The organism is Erythrobacter sp. S43 (assembly GCF_057364955.1).
The window spans coordinates 892250-914847 of sequence record NZ_CP200285.1 but is presented as its reverse complement, the minus strand read 5'-3'; the positions used below and the strand labels follow the sequence as shown (position 1 = coordinate 914847).

The following is a 22598-nucleotide window of genomic DNA, read 5'->3' as shown; positions in this document are numbered from 1 at the left end:
GCCAAGTCGGCGCAAGGACCATTCATGGCAGCAACCAAACCCTTGGCGCAGCGCGCACCGAAGCGCGCTCTGGGTGAGCGCGAGATGATCGTGCTCATGGCGATGCTGATGAGCCTGCAAGCCTTTGGCATCGACGCGATGCTGCCTGCGTTGGGCCAAATGGCTGACGAGATGGGCGCGGGCGGCAATGATCGTCAGCTGATTATCAGCTCCTATTTCCTCGGCGCAGGGATCGGGGCGTTCTTCCCCGGCGCCTTTGCCGACCGGTTTGGGCGCAGGCCGGTTCTGGCGGTTGGTCTGATAGCATACATCGTGCTGTCGCTCGGCTGCGCGCTGGTCACCGATTTCACCACTCTGGTCGCGATGCGCGTGGTGCAGGGAATCTGCTGTGCTGGCCTTTCTGTCGTGCCCGCTGCCATCGTGCGCGATCATGTGGGCGGAGACCGCATGGCGCGGCTTATGAGCCTGATTATGATGATCTTCCTGCTGGTGCCGATTATCGCCCCTGCGATTGGCCAGGGGATCATGATGCTTGCCGGATGGCGCGCAATCTTCGGTGCCATGGCTGTGATGGGTGTGGTGGTCGGCATCTGGGTCTGGATACGCCTGCCAGAAAGCCTCGCACCGGAGAACGTCCAGGAAATCGATCCGCCCACGATCCTGCGCAACATGGGCAAGGCGCTCAGCGTGCGTTGCTCGATTGGCTATGTCATCGGCAGCGCGCTGGTGTTTGGCAGCCTGTTCGGCTTCCTCAATTCTTCGCAGCAGTTGATCGGCGAAGCATTCGGGATGGGCGACTACTTCGCGATCATCTTTGGCGGCGCGGTTGTGGGCATGGTCGCGGCCAACTTCACCAATTCGCGCATCGTCGAACGCTTTGGCGCGCGGCGGGTCGGGCACACGGCCCTGTTGGCCTTCATAGCCATCAGCGCGGTGCTGTGGTGGTCGGCCAGCAACCAACCACAGAGCCTGACCGAGTTTGTGATCCTGCTCAGCCTCAATATGGCGATGCTCGGTTTTATCGGATCAAACTTCTCGTCCATTGCGATGCAGCCTTTTGGCCACATCGCTGGCGCGGCGAGCAGCGCGCACACGGCCTTGCGCATGGGCACGGGCGCCGTTTTGGGCGGTGTAATTGGCTACATGTACGATGGCACGGCGCAACCTTTGGCGCTGTCGATGCTGGTCTGCGGCTTGGTTGGCTTGGGCTTTATCTTATTCAGCGAGCGCGGGGTGCTGTTCAGCCGGCCGAACGCGCCGAGCTAACCCTCGCTCTCCAGCTTCCGCCACGCGAGCCCCGCAAATTCGCAGAGCAAGGGCCGCGTGTCGCGTGGATCAATGATGTCCTCGACATTGAACAGTTCGGCGGAGCGGAAGGGTGATGTCACCTTGTTCAACCGCTCACGGATCGCTTCCAGTTCGGCTTCGGGATCATCACTCGCTTCGAGCTCGCTTTTGTAAGCGACTTCCAGCCCGCCAGCGATCGGAAGGCTACCCCAATCACCCGATGGCCAGCAGAACCGGTATTGATAGAGGTCCGCATTGCTCATCGCGCTGCCAGCGATGCCATAGGCGCGTCGCATGACTATGCTCGCCAGTGGCACACTGGCTTTGTAAATCGCGTTCATCGCTTGCACGCCATATCGGATCGTGCCTGCCATCTCTGCCTCGCGCCCGATCATAAAGCCGGGATTGTCGACCATATGAACGATGGGCAGGCGGAACTGGTCGGCGAGTTTTACGAAGCGTTCGACCTTTTCACTGGTCTTGGCTTCCCATGATCCCCCCAGATACGAAGGATCGCTGGCGATGACAGCAACGGGATATCCATCGAGGCGGGCTAGTGCGGTGATCGCCGCACGGCCCCAATTCCGGCCAATCTCGAACACCGTGCCTTGGTCAAACACCATGTCGAGACAACGGCGCATCGAGTAGACCTGTTTGTCATCGCGCGGGACGAGGCTGAGTAAGTCCTCTTCGCGGCGGTCAACCGGATCGGTGGGCGTCGCCCGCCGTGCATGTTGACCGACATGTTCGGGCATGAAGCTGAGAAAATGCCGTGCGCGGGCAAAGGCTTCGGCTTCGCTGACGACCTCATCATCGACCACGCCGTTGCGGGTGTGAATGTCGCTGCCGCCGAGGTTCTCCTTGGCTTCCTCGTGACTGCCCGAGCCGTCCTTATACGCCTCTCCCAAGCCATCGACCACGGCGGGCCCCGCGGCGAAGATCTGCGACAGGCCGCGCACCATGATCGAGTAGTGGCTGGCGACCGTGCGTGCTGCACCAAGGCCAGCCGTCGGGCCAAGTGCGAGCGCCACCACTGGCACCGTGTCGAGGTTCTTGACCGTATCGCCCCAGCCGGGGACCGCAGGAATATAGGTCGCGCCGATTTGCTCGAGCGTTTTGACGCTGCCGCCACCGCCCGTGCCATCGATCATCTTGACGATGGGCAGCTTAAGCTCGTGCGCCATCTGCTCGGCCTGCACCATCTTGCGCTTGATCCCCGCATCCGCTGCGCCGCCGCGAATGGTGAAATCGTCGGCTGTGGCAACGATAGGCCTGCCATTGACGGTGGCCTTGCCGAATAGGAACGGGGCAGGGGTGACGCCGATCAGATCGCCGTTTTCGTCATAATGGCCCTTGCCAGCGATCCTGCCGATCTCGCGGAAGGAGCCGGGGTCGCACAGGGCCGCGAGCCGTGCGCGCGCATCCATCTTGCCGCGCCCATGCTGACGCGCAACCTTCTCCTCGCCACCCATCTGATCGGCGAGCGCCTCGCGCTGGCGGAGTTCTTCGAGTTCGCGCTCCCAAGTCACTCGGAGACTGGCTCCACAACACACAGCACCGCCTCGACCTGAACTTGCCCACCTTCGCTTGCCTCAAGGCCAGTCACAGTCCCGTCAAACGGCGCGGTGAGCGCGTGCTCCATTTTCATCGCCTCGAGCACCATCAGGCGTTGACCCGCAGTTACGTTGTCGCCGTCCGCGACATCGACTGCGATAACTTTGCCCGGCATCGGCGCAAGGATTGCGCCATCGGCGGCGGAGGCTTGGCCAGTGCCGCGTGGATGGTCCAACTCGATTGGGAAGGTGTCTGCCCGATAGCTCATAAGAGCAATGTCGGGCGCCGCGCTCGAAGAATATGTGTTGCCGCTGAATTCTGGATCGGCCGTCACTTCGTAGCTGTTGTTGACTGATCGCAATCGAACGGTCCGATTGGCAGGACCGTTGAGCCGAAAGCCAGTCAATCCGCGCAGATCTTCGTCTGTCTCGTATTCTCGGATCAGGTGGAGTGCAGCCTGACCAAGCATCTCCCCGTTTGGTTCCACCATTGGTTTAAGGTCATTCTCGTGGTCGGAAATGAAAGATGTCGTGAGATCAGCGGCTGCAAAAGCCGGATGGGTTACCAGATCAAACAGGAAGCCAGCGTTGGATTTGACCGGCCAAACTGCTACCCCCTCCAACGCTAAACCAAGGCAACGAATGGCGTCATCTCGGTGCTCGGCGTGTGCGACAACTTTCGCAATCATCGGATCATAAAAAGGCGAAACCGCTGAGTTGCGCTCAATGCCCGTCTCGATCCGAACGCCCTCCGCGTCTTCAGGAAAATGACATTGCTCGAGCGTCCCGGTTGAAGGAAGAAAACCCGCAGCAACGTCCTCCGCATAGAGCCGCGCTTCGATAGCCCAGCCGTCGATGGAGAGATCTTCTTGGCGGAGCGGGATCGGCTCTCCGCTGGCCACGCGCAGCTGCCATTCGACCAGATCGACGCCGGTGATCTCCTCGGTCACCGGGTGCTCGACCTGAAGCCGCGTGTTCATCTCCATAAAGAATATGCGGTCGGCGCGCAGGCCTTCGCTCGCATCCGCGATGAATTCGATGGTGCCTGCGCCCTCGTAATCGACTGCCTTCGCAGCGCGCACAGCGGCGGCGCAGATTTCTTCGCGGGTGCTCTCGTCCATGCCGGGCGCTGGGGCTTCCTCGATCACCTTTTGGTGGCGGCGTTGCAGCGAGCAGTCGCGTTCGAACAGGTGGACGACATTGCCGTGGCTGTCGCCGAACACCTGCACCTCGATATGGCGCGGCGAGGTGATCCACTTTTCCAGCAGCACTTCATCGTTGCCGAACGACGCCTTGGCCTCGCGCCGACAGCTTTCCAGCGCAGCTGCGAAATCCCCGGCAGCATCAACCTTACGCATGCCCTTACCGCCGCCGCCCGCAACCGCTTTGATCAGCACGGGATAGCCAATGGCGTCGGCCTCTTTGGTCAGCCGCTCGACCGACTGGTCTTCACCCAAATAGCCCGGCGTCACCGGCACGCCAGCGGCGATCATGCGCTCCTTTGCGGCGTCTTTTAGACCCATCGCCTCGATGCTTTCCGGCTTGGGTCCGACCCAGATCAGGCCTGCGTCAATCACAGCCTGCGCAAACTGAGCGTTCTCCGACAGAAAGCCATACCCCGGATGGATCGCCTCCGCGCCGGTTTCCTTGGCCGCGGCGATAATCTTCGCGCCAACGAGATAGCTTTCGGCAGCGGGCGAGGGACCGATATGCACCGCCTCATCCGCCGAGCGGGTGTGCAGAGCTTTGGCATCGGCATCGGAATAGACCGCGACCGTCGCCACGCCCATGTCGCGCGCGGTGCGCATGATGCGGCAGGCAATCTCGCCGCGATTGGCGATAAGGAGTTTGCTGATCATTTCGCCGGAGCCTCCGGTGCGCCAAGCGGCTCACATTCATCAACCGCCGTCATCGTGAAGCTGGTGTTGCCGACTTTCCAGCCATCATCGGTCTTGACCATGCTCATCGAATTGATGCCGCAATGGGTCGGTTTGCCGTTCAGCAGAAACACGTAAGGTCCCCACACATGCGCCATTGTGCCGTCGACCAACACGCTCTGGTACTTCATGTATTCATCAACGCCCGCAGCGCTGTTGAGCCAGCCTTCCAGATGCGCGCCAGCGGGTACGATCATCGTATTGGGCTTCGCCGGATTGCGCCGGTCGTGGACAAAGATCACAGCCTCATTGAGCATTTGTTTGCTTAGCGCGCTCTTGTCCGGATCACGCAGGGCGGTGAAGAAGTCTTCGGCGGCGGCGATTACCATGTCTTTCTCAGAAGCTTCCTCTTCTGCGAAAGCGGGAGTGGCCAGCAGCGTGGCTGCGGTAATTGTCAGGATTCCTCTCATGCGCTCACCGCTACGCCCTGCGCGGCGTCGCTTCAAGCCAAAGGTCAGGTGGCCTCGGGCCGGAAATCTTTGATGCCCCACGTGATCGGGCCGTCGGGGTGCTTTTCGCGGTTGATCGCGGCGGAGAAGAAGGCGCGGATGCCGTAAAGCGCCTTTTCCCAGCGGGGCACATAGGTGCGGCTGTTCCATGCCTCGGTCCCGCGCTTGCGGACCTTGCGCCCGATCGCGCCGTAGATGCGCGCAGCCGACAGCACCGCCCAGCGGCTGCGGAACGGCAGGCGTTCGGCACCCACCCGCGCGGCGGCCTCGTGCTTTTCGACCAGCGCGACCAGCTTGGCGGCCATTTCAGCGAGTTCTTCGCGGTGGTGCGGTTTGGTGTGCTGGCCGGGTTCGATATCCTGTTCGACCAACCAGCGAACCGGCAGATAGCACCGACCTGCTGCATCATCCTCGACAATGTCGCGCGCAATGTTGGACAGCTGAAAAGCTAGACCGAGATCATTGGCGCGGTCGAGCGTGTCACTGTCTTTCGGATCGACGCCCATCACCACCGCCATCATCACGCCCACCGCGCCCGCGACGTGATAGCAATATCGCATCATGTCGGCTTCGGTGCGGGGTCGCCAGTCTTCCGCATCGAGCGCGAAGCCGGCGATAACATCTTCTGCCATTTGCGGGGTCAGGCCGACTTCCTTGGCAACCACGCCCAGCGCGTCGAAAGAAGGGTCTCCAGTCGCTTCGCCTGAAAAGGCTTTGGCGGTGAGTTTGCGGATATGGGCAAGGCGCGCGTCGAGATCGGACTGGTCACCCAGCTCGCCGCCCATCACCTGATTGTCCGCAATGTCATCACAGCGGCGACACCACGCGTAAAGCAGCCATGCGCGCTCTCGGGTTTGTTTATCGAACAGCCGCGCGGCGGCGGAGAAACTTTGCGAGCCGTGCTTGATAGCGAGGCGGGCGTGCTCGACCAGAACTTCTCTGCGCGATTGATCGAGACCCATAGGGCTGCCTTACAAATCCTCGGCCTTCATGCGGAAAATCGGCGTATGCGGTTCGTAAGCCGCCATCTTGTCGAGCAGATCGGGGATCGTCTCGGCGTGGATCAGGATGTTCTGATGCGCCGGGCGCACAAAGCCGACATCGATCATCTTGGCGTTGAAGCTGATGAGATCGTCATAAAAGCCGAATGCGTTGAGCAGGCCGACAGGATCGGAGTGATAACCAAGCTGCGCCCAGCTCATCGCCTCCCACAGCTCGTCCATGGTGCCCACACCGCCCGGGATAGTGACGAAGCCGTCCGACAGATCGGTGAACTTCTGCTTGCGCTCATGCATGCCGGAGACGGTGTGCAATTCAGAGCAATCATGGTTGGCGACTTCGCTGTTGGCGAGCGCCTCTGGGATCACCCCGATCACTTCGCCGCCTTTGTCGAGCGCACCCTGAGCCACCGCGCCCATCAGGCCAAGACGACCGCCGCCATAGACGACACCGATGCCCCGTTCGGCGAGCGATGCGCCGACTTCGGTGGCAAGTTGGAGATAACGCGGGTCTTCAGGCGAGGCCGAACCGCAATAGACAGCTAGGCGTTTCATGAGTCGAATGGGTTCTTTGTTTCAGGTCCGCAAGCTTGACTAAAAATGGACTTGCCAAGTGCCTTAGGAAAGCCGGAGACTGGTCGAAAATGTTCGGGCTGCCGCGTTTCTTCCCGGCCTGTTTCTTCATCGGCTTCCTTAAACCAAGCACCCAGCGGCGCCAATCTTGCCCCTGCACAATCGACGGCGAGTTTCATATCCATAGATCGCGTGAGGCGGTCTTGTTCAATCCCCAGACCGCGTAGCAATACCACGGGAAATGAGGCATCCTCATTTTCAAAGTTGGGCAGCGTCGCGTCGTCGAACCAGACAATTGACTGGTCGTCCAACTCCACCATCTTCCAAGCGTGATTGTGATCAGAGTCAACGAGCGCTGAGCGCGGTGCGTCGCTGGCCGAAGGCTGAGCCAGGGCCAAGAGTAATGCAAGCCAGGTCACGCCGTCGCCATAGCCGCCAAATCCTCCAGCACAATACCTGCTGTTGCTTTCGCGCTGCCGACCACACCGGGGATTCCTGCGCCCGGGTGGGTGCCTGCGCCGACGAGGTAGAAGTTTTCGATCACGTCATCGCGATTGTGACCGCGCAGATACGCGCTCTGCCACAGCAGCGGCTCGAGGCTGAAGGCGCTGCCCATATGTGCGGAAAGGTCCGTCAGGAAATCCTTGGGCGCGTAGTGGAACTTGGTGACGATCCGGTCATGGATGTCAGGTATTAGCCTGCGCCCGACTTCATCGAGGATCATTTTCTCAAGCTTGGGCCCTTCAACGTCCCAATTGATCGGCATCTTGCCCATATGGGCGACCGGAACGAGCGCATAGAACGTGCTCTTGCCCTTGGGCGCCATGGAGCCGTCGGTCACGCTCGGGTGGTGCAGATAGATCGCGAAATCTTCAGGCAGCACACCGTTCGAATAGATATCGTCCAGCAGCTCTTTATAGCGGTTGGCGAACAGGATCATGTGGTGCGGGATGCCCGGCCATGTGCCTTCAAGTCCAAAGTGAACCACGAACAGCGAAGGCGAGAAGGCTTTGCGCGAGAGTGACTTTGCCATCTTCGGACCGCGTGCGGATTCTGACAGCAGGTCTTTATAGGAGTGCATGATGTCGCCGTTGGACGCTACTGCATCAAAATTCTCGCGCCAGCCGCTCTTGGTTTCGACATCGGTCGCGCGCAGGCCAACTGTGTGGACCTGCACCACTGGATCGCCGACACGCATTGTGCCGCCAAGACGTTCAAAATGGCGCACCATGCCCGCAATCAAGCGGTTGGTGCCGCCGCGCGCCCACCATACGCCGCCGTCCTTCTCCAGCTTGTGGATCAGCGCGTAGATGCTCGAGGTCTTCATCGGGTTGCCGCCGACCAGCAGCGAGTGGAAGCTGAACGCTTCGCGCAGTTTGTCGCTCTTGATGTATTTCGAAACCATCGAATAGACGCTGCGCCATGCCTGTTCCTTCACCAGAGCGGGCGCGGCCTTCAGCATGGTTTTGAAATCGAGGAACGGCTTGGTGCCGAGCTTTAGATAGCCTTCTTCGTACACGCGCTCCGAATACTCGAGGAAACGCTGGTATCCGATCACATCGTCAGGCTCGAGCTTCGCGATCTCCGCGTTCAGCTCTTCTTCGTCATTCGAATAATCGAAGTTGGTGCCGTCAGGCCAGTTGAGGCGGTAGAACGGCATCACTTTCATCAGCTCGACATCTTCGGCGATGTCGTGGCCGGTCAGCTGCCATAGCTCTTCGAGGCAAGGCGGGTCGGTGATCACCGTGGGACCGGCGTCAAAGGTGAAGCCATCTTTCTCCCAGAAATAGGCACGTCCACCCGGCTTGTCGCGCGCTTCGACAACGGTGGTGGCGATGCCTGCCGATTGCAGCCGGATCGCCAGCGCCATGCCGCCGAACCCTGCACCGATCACGCAGGCTGTGCGGCCCTTGAACCGTTCGGCCGAAGCCGGATTGATGCCTTTGCCGCCGTCTGTGGCGATCTTGAAATCGAATTTGGCATCAGCGTTCATGCCGTGTCCTCCGTTGGAGTGGAATTCTTCATCGGTTTGCCGCTTTTGAAAGCGGCGGTGATGGCCCGGTGGATAGCTACGGGCGGATTGCCCCACAGGACGCGCACCTTGTCAAAAGCCGATGAGCGCGCGCCATAGAACCGTTCAATCAGCCCCTGACGCAATCCATAGAACCTCTGTAAAACCTTCACCCGCTTCTCCGGTTCCGCAGCGAAGAAGAGGAAGCGGTTGAGCAGCCGGTAATAGCCGGTTTTCTTCCAGTATGCCCGCGCTCGGTTTTCCATCATTGCGGCGAGCTTTGGGCCGGGCAGATCGGCTTGGCGCGCGATGGCCAGCGCGTTCTCGACCGCGATAGAGATGGTGTAGCTGGTCAAAGGGTGGGTGAAGCCGCCCCGCGCACCGGCGATGGCAACACCGGGGATGCGCACTTCGTCCATGTAAGACTTGAAGTCGCCCCCAGTGATGACAGGGAGAACCCCGCTTTCATGGCCGATGGGTGCGCCGTCATGCCAACCGTTCTGATGACAATATTGATCGATGCGAGACGAAAGAGCGTCGCGATCCAGCTTGAAATCGTCCGCGTAATAGGTGTCCTCGACAAACACTTCGTCTGGGGCGAGGGGAAGGACATATACGAAGCGATAGGCTCCGCCATTGCCATGCGGGGCGACCTGATCGACGCTGGCGTCCATAATCACCGGACGCTCCACCCCATGCGGATCATTCAACTTCAAATGGCGACCAAGGAACACTTGCCACGCACCGCGAAGATGCTGGCTGGGCGTGAAGGTACGGCAATCGATCACTGTGCGCGCTGTGATGCGGGCGCCGTTATCGAGATCCACCCCATTGGCATCAAGCGCGGAGGCCTTGCGGCCCAGCATCAGCCAATCTTCGGGGATTGCGCGTGTGATCCCGTCGTGAAAGTCGCTCGACGCCATGGAGTGATAATCGGTGTCCAGCGTGCGGCGATAGCGCGGGAATTCGACGTCGTAGCCCGTTTCCCAATTGGTCTGGTGAATGGTTGAGAGCAGGTCTTGCCCGTCGGCGTCCATATCGCTGTCAAACCAGCTCCAGCGGTGGTTGCCGCCCAGCGTCCTACCCGCATCGATCAGGATGAACCGCGTGTCCGGCGCGTGCCGTCGCAGCGCAAGCGCGATTAGTCCCCCGGCTAGGCCGCCGCCGACAATGGCAATGTCGGTCGAAGTATCAGGGCGTGAGTCGCTCATGCACCGTCTGCCCTAGGGGAGCGGAAAGGCCGGGGCAATGTGCCGCAATTGCAACAAGATGGTCGGGAAACGAAATGCCACGTTCACAGTTAAGAGTGTAACCGCGCCTCGACGCTTCCGAAATTATCATGCCCGTTAGGACCTCCATGCGTTTACCCTCAACATCGCTCACCTCCTCGGCCGCTGCTCTGACCATTCTGACGCTTCCCGGCACCGCCCTGGCGCAAGACGCCGAAGACTCGCAGGAGAGCACTCAAACAGTTCCGTCTGATGCGCGGCCCGATACCGGGGGCCGCCCTCCTGTCGGTGCCATCCCGCCGGGTGATCAGCAGGGACCGCCGCAAGGTTTCGACATCGTGTTTGACGAGACATGGGCAACCGTCGGGATCGGTGCTGGCTTGGTGCCAAGCTATTCGGGTTCGAACGACTACGTTCTATTCCCGCTTCCGCTGATCGTTGGCCGTGTTGGAGGCATCGGCGTGAGCCCGAACGGGCCGGGCTTTGCGCTGGATGTGCTGTCAAAGCCGCCTTCCTTTGTAGCGCCTGAAACTAGTGTCTCGTTCGGCCCCGCATTCCGTTTCCGCAATGATCGCGACGGGCAGTTTGGCGATGATGTAGTTGAGCTGGCTGGTGATCTTGATACCGCGATAGAGGTCGGCGCTCAGGGCGGGGTGACTTTCCCCGGTGTGTTCGCACGGTTTGACCGTCTATCCATCGGCACACAGGTGCGCTGGGACATTGCCGGAGCGCATGATGGCATGTTGATCGAGCCAAGCGTGTCGTATTTCAAGCCGATGGGACGCGGTGCCTCGCTGCAAATCGGTGCGAACCTAAGTTTCGTCGACGATAATTTCGCTGACTATTACTACTCTGTCACGCCCGCCCAAAGCGCCGCGACCGGCCTCGCGCAATTCACTGCGGATGGTGGCCTCAACAGCGTGGGAACAACCAGCGTTTTGACCTTCGATCTCGACGGCAATTCGCTGAATGGCGGCTTCAGCATTTACTCGATCATCGGCCTGTCACGGCTGGTCGGCGATGCGGCTGACACCCCGTTCACCAGCGAACGTGGGAGCGCGACGCAGTTCCTTGGCGGGATCGGGCTGAGTTATACGTTTTAAGTTGGGTGCTGGTGAATGAAAAAGGGCCGCCCGAAAAGGGCAGCCCTTCTAACTCTATGCAGCGGGGTTCTAGTCCTCGCTATCGTCCGACTTCTCCGGCTTTGCGCCCTTGGCACCTTCGGCCAGCTGCGGGCGGGTGCCCGGCATTTCGGCGCGGCGGTCACCGGTCTTCAGATAGGTGTCGAACCACTCCATCATGCGCAGGTTGAAGTCATAGCGACCCGCGGCCAAGCGGTTGCCGTGGCCTTCACCCGGATAGAAAACCATGCGCGCGGGCACGTCCGGCTTGCGCACTTTTAGCGAACGATACAGCTCAAGGCTCTGGCCCGGATCAACGCGGGTGTCTTCCTCACCATGCATGATCAGGATCGGCGTGTTGGCTTTGTCGACATGATAGATCGGCGAGACCTTGAGCATCGCGGTCCAATCATCCCACGGCCATTTGCGGCTGTGCACGTTGAACATCTCGTAAGGGATATCGCCGGTGCCGAACTTGCTGACCTGGTTCGAGATACCGACCGACATGACGGCCGCCGCGTATTCGTCTGAATAGAACGTCGCGCCCCATGCCGAAGCGTAGCCGCCGTAAGATCCGCCAGTGATGCCGGTGCGGTCACCATCGGTGATGCCAGCGGCCACCAGAGCCTTCTTCGCGTCGACGATGTCACGGAATTCAGGATCGGTGTAGCGGCCTTGGTGCGCTTTGGAGAAGGCCGTGCCGTAAGCGGTTGAGCCACGATAGTTGGGCAGGAACACGGCATAGCCCTGTCCAGCAGCGACCTGACCGGGCTTCGAATACGCGGTACTCCAGCCATTGCTGTCATGCGCTTCGGGGCCACCATGGACGTTCATGATCGTCGGCGCGCCGCCTTCGGGAACGCCGCCCACCGGCAGGATCAGGACGCCTTCGACTTCCTGACCGTCAGTGGCGGTGAAGCGGAAGGTCTTCTGCTCGCCAAAGTCGATCTCCGCCAGCCACGGATTGTGCGAAGTCCAGCGTTCGAATTTGTCACCTTTCAGCACGAACAGCTCGGTCGGGTGCTTGGGCGAGTTGGCGGCTACCGCAATCGTGTCACCTGATGCGTCGATACGCGTCAGGATCAGATCACCCGGATCAATCTCGCGGCGCACCGTGCCGTCGGCGTTGTAGATACGCAGAAGCGACTGTGCGCCGACATGGATGATTGCGGCAAGGCGGCCATTGGCGAGCCATTCCGCATCGCGCGCGGCTTCTTTTGCACCGGCGTTTAGAGCGCGGAACTCACCGGTCTTGGCGTCGACCAAGTGCAACGTCGTTGCCGCAGGGTCGTTCATATCGACGCCCGCGATCAGCGAGAGCTGTTTGCCATCCGGCGAGATTTCGACATCGCCGATCTTCCCGGGCGTTTTGACTTCGGCGGTGACATTGCCGGTCGTCATGTCGAGGATGTTTACGCGCTTACTGGTGTAGCTGTCATCGACCAGCGGCGTAGGTGCGGTTTCGACAATACCGATTTTGCCTTGTGGGCCGACATCCATTGCGCTGACAAAACCGGGCAGTGCCATTTCGGCAGGCTCTTCGTCTACTTCCGAGCCAGCCTTGGCCGCGAACAGACGCGTCGGCTTGAACTCTTCTTCGTAAACGCGCGCATTGAAGCCCGCTTTGCGTTGTTTGGTGCGCTGCTTGTCCTCATCCGGACCCACGAGCATATAGATCGTGCTGCCATCCGGGCTGAAGCGGTAAGAGCGCACATCCGCGCCATCAACCGCGGCGAGCTTCATGTAGGTACCGCCATCGACCGGAAGGCCCCATACGGCGCGGTCTTCTTTGTCTTTTGACCATGCGAAGGTGATCATCTTGCCATCAGGCGAAAATGCCACGCCGCCAACGCTCATATCGTCGGGCAGATAGGCGCGCGCTTCATTCGGGCCAGTGGCGACTTTCAGTTCCGATTGGAAGCTGCCGTTCTTCTCGCCTTCGGTCACATCGGGCAAGCTGGACGTTGTGAAGGCGATGCTCTCACCATCGGGCGACACAACCATTGTGCCCACGCTTTCCAGCTTGGCCACATCTTCGGGCGTCATCGGACGCGCCTGCGCCGTCGCGGCAAGCGATGCGGTGGCGAGAAGCGTTGCAGCAATGGCGGAGGTTTTCGCAAATGTGCGGGTCATGGAGGTTCGTGTCCCTGTTTGATTCAAATGTTGCGCGCGGACTCATAACGGTCGCGCGGCTTAACGCAAACGTTACCATCCCGGCTTTGCTCTCCAATGAACCTTGCGCGGTGACAGAGGAGGCTGCATCACAGTGACAAAGGAGAGATACGGAATGAAATTGCTTTCGAAACTGGCCGCAGGTGCAGCGGCGATTGCAGCTTTGGTGGCCACACCAGCCATGGCGGAAGTGGTGTATGTAAAAGCGGGCGCCGTCATCACAGATGCGAACGAGGTGCCGTCCGGTCCCACTTTGATTGTGATCGAAGATGGCAAGATCGCCGATCTGCTCCCAGTCGAAAGCGCAGAGGCGCAGGCAATTGTCGCGGGACTTGTCGCTGAGAATGCGATGACGCGCTACACCGATCTCTCCGACAAAACCGTGCTCCCCGGACTGATCGACCTGCACACGCACCTCTCGGGCGACCCATCGGGTGAGTTCTGGCGCGCAGCAACCACACCGCCGGAATATTACACGCTGATCGGAGCCAAGAATGCGCGCATCACCGCGCTCGCCGGCTTCACCACGGTGCGTGACCTTGGCAGCCGCACCGATCAAGTGACGCAGATGCTGCGCCGCGCGACTGCCGAGGGCCTGACGGCCGGACCGCGCATCATCACAAGCGCGCGCACCATCGCGATTGTCGGCGGGCATGGCGATACCAACGGTTTCACCAAACACGTGAACGACGCGATCACTTCGGACTTTGCTTGCACTGGCCCGGTTGAATGTTCGGAGAAGGTGCGGCTAGCCTCCAAATACGGCGCGGACCTGATCAAGATCACTGCGACCGGCGGAGTTCTTTCGCAGCAAGGACGCGGCCTTGAAGAGCACTTCACTGCCGAGGAAATGAAAGCGATTGTCGACACCGCCAAGCTTCTCGGCCTGAAAGTCGCGGCCCATGCTCACGGTGCGCGCGGCATCGAGGCGGCGGCCAAAGCGGGCGTCCACACGATTGAGCATGGCACGTACATTGACGATGCGGCTGCCAAGGCGATGAATGCCAGCGGCACGACGCTCATCCCCACGCTGATGGCGTTTGAAGGGATCAAAAAGAACCTTGGCAAAGGCTTCTATACCCCGGTCGTCGAAGAGAAGATCCGCGCCGTCAGCCTGATCGCCGATACGATTGTTGAGCGCGCGCGTGCCAATGGCGTGAAGATCGCATTTGGAACCGATGCTGGCGTGTTCCCGCACGGCGAGAATGCGGGCGAGTTCGCGCTGATGGTGAAAGGCGGCATGTCGAACCGCGAAGCACTGGCATCAGCGACCACCGTCGCCGCAGAAATTGTCGGCATGGAAAACGAGATCGGCAAGCTGGCACCGGGCTATTCCGCAGATCTGATCGCGGTGGATGGCAATCCGCTGGCGGATGTCACGGTGCTGGAGGACGTGAAGTTCGTCATGGTTCGCGGGCGGATTATCGAGTGAGCTTGCTTGCGTTCGCGGCTGCGGCTGCGTTTTCCACGTCACCAGCGCTGTGCGAGCGAGAGCTAGTTGTGCTTGGCGCAGGGCAGGATGCAGGCGCACCGCAGATCGGGAACACGAAGGATATCGAGCAACCGTTGTGGCCGAGTTCATTGGCTTTGATCGACCGCAAACGCGCGGCGAGATATCTTTTCGACGCGACGCCCGACATCACGTTTCAGCTGTGGGCTCTCAGTCTCTTTGAGCCTGCCAAGGAAGGGCTGGGCATTGACGGCATCTTCCTGACCCACGCGCATATGGGTCATTATCTCGGCCTTGCCTATCTGGGCGTCGAGGCTGCCAACGCCGACAAGGTGCCCGTCTTCGCAATGCCGCGCATGGCGAAGTTTCTGCGCGAGAACGGGCCTTGGAGCCAGCTGGTCGAGAAGCAAAACATCGTCATCACTGAAATGGAGGACGACAATTTCACCGTGCTGTCAGACGATTTTGGCGTTTTGCCGATCCGTGTTCCGCATCGCGATGAATACTCCGAAACGGTCGGCTTCCTGATCATGACGCCGGACAAGCGTGCTATTTATATGCCCGATCTGGATAGCTGGGATGAACTCGCCGAAATGGGGCCGAATTCGCTCGAAAGCCTCGTCGCTGGCGCAGACTTCCTGTTCATCGACGCGACGTTTTGGGACGATAACGAGCTTGGTGGGCGCGACATGTCAAAGATCCCTCACCCGCGCGTGAAGGCGACAATGGAACGCCTGAAAGACCTGCCCGCCAAAGAGCGCGCGAAGGTCCACTTCATCCATTACAATCACACCAACCCGATCCGCGATCCCGAAAGCGATGAAAGCAAAGCGGTCAAAGCGGCTGGCTTTAACGTGGCGCGCGAAGCGGATTCTGTTTGTCTTTCCGACTAGGTGGGGGCGACGCCTTCGACGTCGCCCTTCCTCTGATCAGAACCCGAGCGCGAAGCCTGCTTGGGCGACCACATCGCCGTCGCCGCTGTTTCCGGCGACACCTGCGGTGAAGGCGAGGTTGTCGGTCGCCCGGCCGGTGAATGTGATCGCATAGCCTTGCTCACCGCCATAGGTGGCGACGTTGCCCGCGATCACAAAGTCCTTGTCCGGCATGGCGATGGCGCTGCCCAACGCGGCCGCTGCTGCAATGCCTCCGGTCAGACGTTGATCGACATTGTTGAGATCGAACTCGAGGTTCGACAGGCGGCTGTCCAAGGCCATGACGTTGTTCGACAGCGAGTTGAACTGCGCCTCAGACACTTGCGCCAGCGCGTTCATTGAGACGCGGACATTGGCCACTGAGGCGGCGGTTGCAACGGCGGTCGTGCCAAGTACGCCGTCACCATCAACCGTGACAGCTTCGACCGGACCCGACTGTGCAGCGGTGGAAGCCGCAATGTCACCGATCCGCACAGAGCTGCCTGAACCGCCGATGGTGACCTGGTTTGCAGCCGTTGTGGTTGCACCTGCACCAATGGCTGTCAGAATCCGTTTGTGCGGCAACCGCTCCAAACCCGACCGAGGTTGACTGCGATCCCGTGGCCTGTGCACCATTCCCCACCGAAGTGGCAAAGGCACCCGCTTCAGCCTGTGAGCCCACAGAGGTCCCGCGCGTGCCAGTCGTTAGAGCATTGGCGCCCACCGCTGTACCCGAGTTACCGGTCACGCGTGCGCTGGAGCCGAAGGCCGATCCGTTCTGGTTCAGCACCCTTGCGTTCACGCCTGCGGCAAAGCCGTTATTGGCCTGCACGTTGGCATTACGCCCGATGGCCATGCCGTTTGTGGCAGTAGACGATGCGTTCACCCCAAAGGCCACCGCGTCCTGCTCTTCGGCACTTGAGCCATCGCCAATGGCGACAGCGCGAACGCCAGAAGCATTGGTGTCTGTGCCGAGGGCAACGGCGCTTTGACCGGTCGCTTGGGCTCCGTTAAAATCGCCATCTGATCCATCTCCGCCAATCGCGATAGCGCCCTGCGCTGTAGCATCGGTTTCATTCCCCAAAGCTATACTCTCCCTACCGGTCGCATTGGCGAAAGCTGCCCCCGCGAAGCTGTAGGTACCTGAAGAATTAGCTCTGTTGCCAATCGCAGCACTTCTGATACCAGTGGCCGTTGCGAATTTTCCAATTGCGGTGCCGAGTATGCCCGCTTCGCTGTCCTTTCCTATCGCGGTCCCGTCGTCTCCGGCATTTGCGCGCTCACCAAAGGCGCTGCCGCCCGTTCCACTTTGTGAATTGACGCCAACCGCCGTCGCGGACTGTCCTGTGGCCAGAGCATTGGTCCCAAACGCCAACGCGTCAGTGTCATTGGCAAGTGCGTCTGCGCCGATTGCTATGCTCCCGGTGCCCGTTGCTTGGGCACCGTCAGTGCCAGCATCCGATCCGTCACCACCAATGGCAATGGCATTAGTCTGAGTGGCGTCCGATCCCTGACCTATGGCAACTGACAGGTTGCCACCGGAATTCGCTTCCAGACCAAGTGCCACCGAGGACGCCCCTGCGGCGGATGCGCTGTTGCCGACAGCGGTTGCACCTGCGCCACTTGCCGAGGTTATGACCCCGATTGAAACCGTGTTGTCAGCTGTTGCGGTTGCTCCCACACCAACGGCCGTCGAAAAGTTTCCGTTGGCGATTGTCCCGCTGCCCAAGCCGGTTGAAAAGGTCCCGCCGGCGAGCGAGATCCGTGCCTATTGCAACGTTGCCGTCGGACGTTGCCAGCGCTCCGAGCGTGTTGCCGTCCGACCCATCGCCGCCAATGGCGATGGCTCCAATGGCGACTGCTTGGCTTTCATTACCCAGCGCTATCGCGCTATCGCCCGTTGCCAAGGTCAGCCGCCCTAACGCCAAGGCACCTGTGGCCGTGGCCTGGGCGCTGGTGCCGAGCGCAGTCGAGCTGTCTCCGCTGCCCGATGCGCTGGACCCGATTGCGACAGATCTGGCACCCCCTGCATTAGCCGTTTGCCCCACTGCAACACTTCCGAACGAACCAGTGGCAGTCGCTCCTGCACCGACGACTGTCGCATCGTTTTTCGTGGCCACGGCGTCGGCACCAATTGCAATCGAGCGCCGTCCTTCGGCCTGCGCGCCTGCGCCATCGGCGTCTGCGCCGTCGGCACCGATTGCAATCGCGTCTTCCAGTTCGGCATCTGATCCGGAACCGATTGCAATGGTCCCTTCATCGGCTGCGTCAGCGAAGTATCCCAGCGCGACTGCGCCCTCTCCGGTTGCGTCTGTTTGAGCGCCCACGGCCGTTGCGTTTGTGCCGGTGGCATCCGCCCCGACACCGCAGGCCAGAGCCGTGTCCTGATCGTTGGAATTGGCCCCGCCATCATCATCGGTAGGCCCGGTGTCGACATCGCCATCATCATCTCGGTCGAGCAGACAATCATCCGCCCGCACTTCCTCCACAGGCATCGCCAGCGATGCAACAACACCCAGCGTGAGTGCAGTTGAAATCAGCAGTGCATTCTTCATCGTTTTCCCCTTTTCGAAACAAAAAGGGGGAGCCGGATGCGACCCGACCAAACGGCTAAGCGCCGATCTGTGGTGATGTGTTGACTCCCCCATGCAAACTCGGTCTGAAACCAGATTCTGCGTCTAACACTTTCTGCGTATCACACTCTAATCCCTGCGCGAAACAGTCAACTTAAGGGGATCTATCGAGCTATCTCGCGCAGGTCGCGCGTTGGCGCTCCGATCAGAAGCCGCGCTCTGTCCCACCCGCCATGAAGCCAGGTTTGCCATGCGCCGTTTTCGCTGGGTAAGATTACTGGCATTGCGGTGCAGCCCAGTTCTTTCGGCTTGCCATGGGCCTCGCGGGTAAGGAGCGCAAAAGCAGGCACCTCCTCGTCCTTCCAAACGCCAGCGAGCGCGAAGACACCACCACCCTCTGGTGCGAACCAGTGCTTTAGCCTTCGCCCTTCGTAGTCGGTGCCGCTGCCCCAAAGCATGAAGGCGGTGGCCGGGATCAGGCAGCGATACTCGCTGTTGCGTAAGTTTCCGATCCAGAACGGGCTATCGACATTGCGCACGCTGGTCATGCGGCGCATCGGATCATTGGCTGATGGGGGAGGGGCAACACCCCAGAGGCGCGGTGTGATACGCGGCTCAAGGCTCTTCCCGGCTGGACGCGGCCCCGCAATGTATTCGCGCCCTGCCGTCACCACTGGGGCAAACTTCATTGGCGCAACATAGCCGCCCGCCCACGGATCATCGCCCATGCGCGCGCCGAACTTCTCCGCAATATCAGCGGCGGAGCAATCGAGGCGGTAGAGTTGGGTCAAGAAACGGGTGAAGCCCTCTGCGCGCGGTGTAACCAAGTTGGTCTGCTTCGCGTATAGGAGGCAACATAAACAGATGAACAGGGGTTCAATCGCAATGGAATTCACATTCACCCGCAACGCGAAGATTGTCGCGATCCTACTGCTAATCGCTGCCGCCACTCAGGCGGTTTACACGGGGCTATACGTCGCAAAGATGGATGTGCCGCGCCAATTGCTGTGGGGCGGTGAGGGCATTCTTTTCACGATCATGGCCGCGTTCGCAGGGGCTGCGATGGTTCAATCCAAGACCAATCAGCTCGGCTGGGCAGCCATTGCCGCCGCTTCGATCCTGAATGTTGTGCAGGTCGGCGTGGGACTAACCCTGTTTGGCCCGTTCAGCGAAGTCGCGAAAGCTGTGCCTGACGCGGCTCCATTAGCAGGCGGGATCGTCGCCTATTCCTTCATGGTCTATAACGCGGCGAAGGTTCTTCTGGCGCTCGCAGCGATTGTGTTCGGCTTTGCAAAACTGGGCCAGGGGGCAAAGGCTCTGGGCGGCCTGACCGCAGTGATCGGCGCAATTGCTCTGGTCTCCAACGCGCTGTCTTCGGCTATGGGTCGCGGTTTCTCAGGCGAGCTACCGATCGCAGGCGGCACGGGCGTTTTGGCGACGTTGCTGCTGGCGGTGTGTCTGCTGACGGCGAAGTCGGACGACTGACCCAGCAAATTCGCCACATCGGCCGCGCTAACTTACCGTGCAATCGAACGACAAAGTAGCGCTTTCACCATTGCCGAGCATGCCCAAAACGATGCCGCCACCGGTCAAATCCGCCAATGTGAAGCTGCCAGTTGGCACCCCGTTGCCCGTAATTGTCACAGGGTTCGTGCCTGTGCACGTCAATCCAGCTCCAGGCGCGTCGGAGACGATCGCTCCCGACACGCTGTCAGGTCCGTTGTTGGTTACGATCAGTGTGTAGGTGACGGTCGAGCCCAAGATCACAGTATCATCGGCTTGATCGACTTCGCCATTCACGCCGGGCGTGTTCGTTTTGGTGACGGACAAGTCCACAGTCGGAGTGATCGTGACGGTAACAGTCGCCACGGCGCAGTTGGTGGGGTTGATGACTTCGCAGATCCTGTAGGCGATGGAATAGTCCCCTGCTGGCGTGTTCGCAGGCACCGCAATAACGCCGGTTGCCGTGTCGATACTGGGAACTGGCGCACCGGGAGATACTGGAGTCGCCGGGCTTGTTATCTGCACTGCGACATCTGCGGCAGCTGCAGTGGTTCGGTTCAGTAGATCATTGTCCAGGATGTTTCCGATATCCGGATTGCCTGTCACGCCGGTTAGAGGCGCTGGCGAGATCGTCGTCCGCGCTTATCGCTGCGGCGACAACTTCCACGGTGATCGTTGTAGTGTCGCAGTTTGAAGGGTTGCTCGCTTCGCACAGATCATAGTCGAAGCTGTAATTGCCAGCTGGCGTGCCGGGTGAAACATCAACATCGCCGTTCGACGTGTTGAACACCAGTCGGGTTGGAACGGCAGAACCAGACGAAACTGCCAGAGTGGTGTTGGCCGAGGTTGCGGCCCCTCCGTCCAGAGTGTCTCCGGTAAAGGCATTGAGAACCGCATTCGCACCGCTCGCGCCCACGATACCGAAGGCTTCATCGTTGACCGCATCAATCGGGGTGGCGATCACGGTGACAGTGGCGGTCGCTATGTCGCAGTTGGTCAGATTGGCGGTCTCACAAATCTGGTAATCAAAGGAGTAGACACCCGGCATAGTCCCGGGGTCGACGCCAACCACTCCGGTCGCCGTATCAAAGGTTACGCCGGTGGGAAGCGATGAACCCGACGCGATCGAAAGCGTTGTGTTGCCCGCATTGGCTGGATTGCCCTGCAAGGTGTCTCCATCGAAGACGTTAAGCGCGTTGGCCTGGCCGGTCCCGCTCACAATGTCGGCAGAACTGTCGTCATTGGCGACCAAGGTGAGTGGGAATATGACCAATGACTCGCCAAGGTCGTTGCCGCTGTCGGTCGGATCCGATTGGTCTCCCACCGCCATGGTCGTTGTATTTTCCAGCCGTTGCCCGCCTTGACCTGCGTCAATGGTGCCTTCGATTGTCAGGCTTTCGGTGGCGCCTCTGGCGATCGTACCAAGAGACCATAGGCCGCTTCCCGGACTGTACGTGCCCGTTGTGACATTGCCGTTATTGGCGGTGGGGGTGAGGCCAGATGGGATAAGGTCGGTCAGCGAAACGCCCGTGGCGGGCGCGGGTCCATTATTTGTCACTTCGATCTGGAATGTCACCGTATCGTTCACTTCAGGGTTGGTGTCACCGGAAGCGAGTGTTTTGCGCGTGACCAGATCGATCGGCGGCGCCGGTACATCGATTGTTACCGTCGCGGTGTCAGTCAGTCCCGTAATGTCTGAAATACGATAGACGAAGCTGTCAGTGCCGTAGAATTGCGCATTGGGCGTATATGTCATCGAGCCATTGGCGGAAATCGACACCGTGCCATTCGACGGACCGGAAACAGGCGTTGTCTGCACGGTGACCGCCGTTCCTTCTGGATCGAAATCCGGGCCATTGCCATTGTCGATCAGGATGTTGCGAGTCAGCGGGGTCTCGAATGGCGTCGTAAAGTCATCGTCTTGCGCGACGGGCGGCAAGTTGGGGAAGGGTGCGTTGGGGCAGGAAAAACCGTCATTGCTGTTGCTGGGATCTCCTTGCCCGACCAAAGTCGCACTGGGCGTGGCTGTGAAAAGGTCAAAGAACTCGTAAATCTGACCCGTGGTGTTGTTGAATGCAAAAACTCTGCCGTTCAAATCGGTCCAACTCGCGCCGTAGCTGCCGCCCGGCAGGCCAGAGATCGACCGTCGTACCGACGAATTGGTGTCGAGGTTGATGATGCCGATACGCGTTGCCGAGATCGCAATCAGATAGGGCACGCCGCCCCGCCGGACAAAAACGATGTCCGCTGCGCCGACCGTTTGGCCGCTGATATCGACGGTTGTAACTGAGCCATCGGCGAGATTGACACGGCTATACTGCGATGCAGAACGGCGCAGGTAGAGGCCATTGCTGTCATCGACATCGCCCGCGAAACTGTTGAACCCGACATTGAAAATGGTCTGGATTGTGCCGTCACCAGCGATGCGGATGACACGATTGCCCTGTGAGCCATAGGCGAAATTGTCCAGCGTGTTGAAACCCGTGGCGTTGTAACCGTTATTGGCAGAGCCGACGTCGACATAGGTCGAAGAGATGGGATCGAAGATGCGCAGTTGGCCGGACTGCACCTGATAGATATCGCCCGAACAGGTGAATGCTTGAGCGAAAGCTGGCGTCGCTGACACCAAAGCCCCCAACACGCCTAGCGATGTCAAAGCGCGCTGAGCGGTAGTCCGAATATCGCAACCAAGTTTGCGGCTCATGAAGAATGTCCCTCTTCTGAAATCCGGGCAAATTTAGTTGAGTTATGGTTAATTACCCCCGACCAGGTCCCTACGTAGTATTGTTATCATTGAGCTTTTTGCAGCTCTCACACTTGGACAGGCCGAT

At 60.0% G+C, this 22598-nt stretch carries 20 protein-coding genes; 5 read left to right on the top strand and 15 right to left on the bottom strand.

From position 1 onward, the window contains the following. Nucleotides 1-24: 24 nt before the first annotated feature. Nucleotides 25-1266: a multidrug effflux MFS transporter gene (locus tag AC0V6K_RS04485; protein ID WP_472625205.1), complete on the top strand. Its 1242-nt coding sequence runs from the start codon at nt 25-27 to the stop codon at nt 1264-1266. Here AC0V6K_RS04485 and AC0V6K_RS04480 read toward each other — a convergent pair. The 8 genes from AC0V6K_RS04480 to crtY are packed head-to-tail and all read right to left on the bottom strand — an operon-like array spanning nt 1263 to nt 10019. Further along, a complete protein-coding gene (locus AC0V6K_RS04480; RefSeq protein WP_472625204.1) occupies nt 1263-2816 on the bottom strand; it encodes an acyl-CoA carboxylase subunit beta in 1554 nt (517 codons plus the stop codon). The two genes, AC0V6K_RS04485 and AC0V6K_RS04480, sit on opposite strands and share 4 nt — an antisense overlap. Then, entirely contained in the window at nt 2813-4699 is a 1887-nt protein-coding gene (locus AC0V6K_RS04475) for an acetyl/propionyl/methylcrotonyl-CoA carboxylase subunit alpha (protein WP_472625202.1), read from the bottom strand. Before AC0V6K_RS04475 ends, AC0V6K_RS04480 begins: the two co-directional genes overlap by 4 nt. Further along, entirely contained in the window at nt 4696-5187 is a 492-nt protein-coding gene (locus AC0V6K_RS04470) for a hypothetical protein (protein WP_472625200.1), read from the bottom strand. The genes AC0V6K_RS04475 and AC0V6K_RS04470 overlap by 4 nt, the downstream gene beginning before the upstream one ends. 44 nt (nt 5188-5231) lie before the next feature. Then, nucleotides 5232-6188 (bottom strand): phytoene/squalene synthase family protein, encoded by a 957-nt coding sequence (locus tag AC0V6K_RS04465; protein ID WP_472625198.1) that lies wholly within the window; start codon nt 6186-6188, stop codon nt 5232-5234. Between the two features lie 9 nt (nt 6189-6197). Next, nucleotides 6198-6779, bottom strand: a complete 582-nt coding sequence (locus tag AC0V6K_RS04460) for an LOG family protein (protein WP_472625196.1) — start codon at nt 6777-6779, stop codon at nt 6198-6200. Beyond that, nucleotides 6776-7216 carry a hypothetical protein gene (locus tag AC0V6K_RS04455; RefSeq protein ID WP_472625194.1) on the bottom strand — a complete coding sequence of 147 codons (441 nt, stop codon included), beginning with the start codon at nt 7214-7216 and terminating at the stop codon, nt 6776-6778. The genes AC0V6K_RS04460 and AC0V6K_RS04455 overlap by 4 nt, the downstream gene beginning before the upstream one ends. Further along, nucleotides 7213-8790: a phytoene desaturase gene (locus AC0V6K_RS04450; protein WP_486172563.1), complete on the bottom strand. Its 1578-nt coding sequence runs from the start codon at nt 8788-8790 to the stop codon at nt 7213-7215. Before AC0V6K_RS04450 ends, AC0V6K_RS04455 begins: the two co-directional genes overlap by 4 nt. After that, nucleotides 8787-10019 (bottom strand): lycopene beta-cyclase CrtY, encoded by a 1233-nt coding sequence (gene crtY / locus AC0V6K_RS04445; RefSeq protein WP_472625192.1) that lies wholly within the window; start codon nt 10017-10019, stop codon nt 8787-8789. Before crtY ends, AC0V6K_RS04450 begins: the two co-directional genes overlap by 4 nt. Before the next feature lie 146 nt (nt 10020-10165). Between crtY and AC0V6K_RS04440 the strand changes: the two genes are divergently transcribed. After that, a complete protein-coding gene (locus AC0V6K_RS04440; protein ID WP_472625190.1) occupies nt 10166-11140 on the top strand; it encodes a MipA/OmpV family protein in 975 nt (324 codons plus the stop codon). Nucleotides 11141-11209: 69 nt separating this feature from the next. On the opposite strand, the gene AC0V6K_RS04435 is transcribed toward AC0V6K_RS04440, so the two are convergent. Beyond that, nucleotides 11210-13291 (bottom strand): S9 family peptidase, encoded by a 2082-nt coding sequence (locus AC0V6K_RS04435; RefSeq protein WP_472625188.1) that lies wholly within the window; start codon nt 13289-13291, stop codon nt 11210-11212. 154 nt (nt 13292-13445) lie between these two features. Between AC0V6K_RS04435 and AC0V6K_RS04430 the strand changes: the two genes are divergently transcribed. Continuing rightward, the gene (locus AC0V6K_RS04430) at nt 13446-14762 is read left to right on the top strand and encodes a metal-dependent hydrolase family protein (protein ID WP_472625186.1); all 1317 of its coding nucleotides are present in this window, start codon (nt 13446-13448) and stop codon (nt 14760-14762) included. Next, nucleotides 14759-15673, top strand: a complete 915-nt coding sequence (locus AC0V6K_RS04425; RefSeq protein ID WP_472625184.1) for an MBL fold metallo-hydrolase — start codon at nt 14759-14761, stop codon at nt 15671-15673. Before AC0V6K_RS04430 ends, AC0V6K_RS04425 begins: the two co-directional genes overlap by 4 nt. A gap of 36 nt (nt 15674-15709) precedes the next feature. On the opposite strand, the gene AC0V6K_RS04420 is transcribed toward AC0V6K_RS04425, so the two are convergent. From AC0V6K_RS04420 to AC0V6K_RS04405, 4 genes are all read right to left on the bottom strand, one after another. Then, a complete protein-coding gene (locus AC0V6K_RS04420; RefSeq protein ID WP_472625182.1) occupies nt 15710-16186 on the bottom strand; it encodes a hypothetical protein in 477 nt (158 codons plus the stop codon). Beyond that, entirely contained in the window at nt 16173-17420 is a 1248-nt protein-coding gene (locus tag AC0V6K_RS04415) for a hypothetical protein (protein WP_472625180.1), read from the bottom strand. Before AC0V6K_RS04415 ends, AC0V6K_RS04420 begins: the two co-directional genes overlap by 14 nt. Then, entirely contained in the window at nt 17350-18246 is an 897-nt protein-coding gene (locus AC0V6K_RS04410; protein ID WP_472625178.1) for a hypothetical protein, read from the bottom strand. Before AC0V6K_RS04410 ends, AC0V6K_RS04415 begins: the two co-directional genes overlap by 71 nt. Before the next feature lie 182 nt (nt 18247-18428). After that, complete coding sequence (locus AC0V6K_RS04405; RefSeq protein WP_472625176.1) at nt 18429-19091, bottom strand: SOS response-associated peptidase family protein; 663 nt, start codon at nt 19089-19091, stop codon at nt 18429-18431. 58 nt (nt 19092-19149) lie between these two features. On the opposite strand from AC0V6K_RS04405, the gene AC0V6K_RS04400 reads away from it, so the two are divergent. Further along, nucleotides 19150-19749 (top strand): thiamine biosynthesis protein ThiC, encoded by a 600-nt coding sequence (locus AC0V6K_RS04400; RefSeq protein WP_472625174.1) that lies wholly within the window; start codon nt 19150-19152, stop codon nt 19747-19749. 27 nt (nt 19750-19776) lie between these two features. Here AC0V6K_RS04400 and AC0V6K_RS04395 read toward each other — a convergent pair whose 3' ends face one another. Next, on the bottom strand, nt 19777-20373 hold the full coding sequence (locus AC0V6K_RS04395; protein ID WP_472625172.1) for a hypothetical protein: 597 nt from the start codon (nt 20371-20373) through the stop codon (nt 19777-19779). Continuing rightward, nucleotides 20333-22471: a DUF6923 family protein gene (locus AC0V6K_RS04390; RefSeq protein WP_472625170.1), complete on the bottom strand. Its 2139-nt coding sequence runs from the start codon at nt 22469-22471 to the stop codon at nt 20333-20335. The genes AC0V6K_RS04395 and AC0V6K_RS04390 overlap by 41 nt, the downstream gene beginning before the upstream one ends. Nucleotides 22472-22598: the final 127 nt, after the last annotated feature.

Bases quoted from the DNA above. Each gene is read 5' to 3' on its own strand.
- AC0V6K_RS04485 (WP_472625205.1), top strand. From the start codon at position 25: ATGGCAGCAACCAAACCCTTGGCGCAGCGCGCACCGAAGCGCGCTCTG.
- AC0V6K_RS04475 (WP_472625202.1), bottom strand. From the start codon at position 4,699: ATGATCAGCAAACTCCTTATCGCCAATCGCGGCGAGATTGCCTGCCGC.
- AC0V6K_RS04470 (WP_472625200.1), bottom strand. From the start codon at position 5,187: ATGAGAGGAATCCTGACAATTACCGCAGCCACGCTGCTGGCCACTCCC.
- AC0V6K_RS04465 (WP_472625198.1), bottom strand. From the start codon at position 6,188: ATGGGTCTCGATCAATCGCGCAGAGAAGTTCTGGTCGAGCACGCCCGC.
- AC0V6K_RS04460 (WP_472625196.1), bottom strand. From the start codon at position 6,779: ATGAAACGCCTAGCTGTCTATTGCGGTTCGGCCTCGCCTGAAGACCCG.
- AC0V6K_RS04450 (WP_486172563.1), bottom strand. From the start codon at position 8,790: ATGAACGCTGATGCCAAATTCGATTTCAAGATCGCCACAGACGGCGGC.
- crtY (WP_472625192.1), bottom strand. From the start codon at position 10,019: ATGAGCGACTCACGCCCTGATACTTCGACCGACATTGCCATTGTCGGC.
- AC0V6K_RS04440 (WP_472625190.1), top strand. From the start codon at position 10,166: ATGCGTTTACCCTCAACATCGCTCACCTCCTCGGCCGCTGCTCTGACC.
- AC0V6K_RS04435 (WP_472625188.1), bottom strand. From the start codon at position 13,291: ATGACCCGCACATTTGCGAAAACCTCCGCCATTGCTGCAACGCTTCTC.
- AC0V6K_RS04430 (WP_472625186.1), top strand. From the start codon at position 13,446: ATGAAATTGCTTTCGAAACTGGCCGCAGGTGCAGCGGCGATTGCAGCT.
- AC0V6K_RS04410 (WP_472625178.1), bottom strand. From the start codon at position 18,246: ATGAAGAATGCACTGCTGATTTCAACTGCACTCACGCTGGGTGTTGTT.
- AC0V6K_RS04400 (WP_472625174.1), top strand. From the start codon at position 19,150: ATGGAATTCACATTCACCCGCAACGCGAAGATTGTCGCGATCCTACTG.
- AC0V6K_RS04390 (WP_472625170.1), bottom strand. From the start codon at position 22,471: ATGAGCCGCAAACTTGGTTGCGATATTCGGACTACCGCTCAGCGCGCT.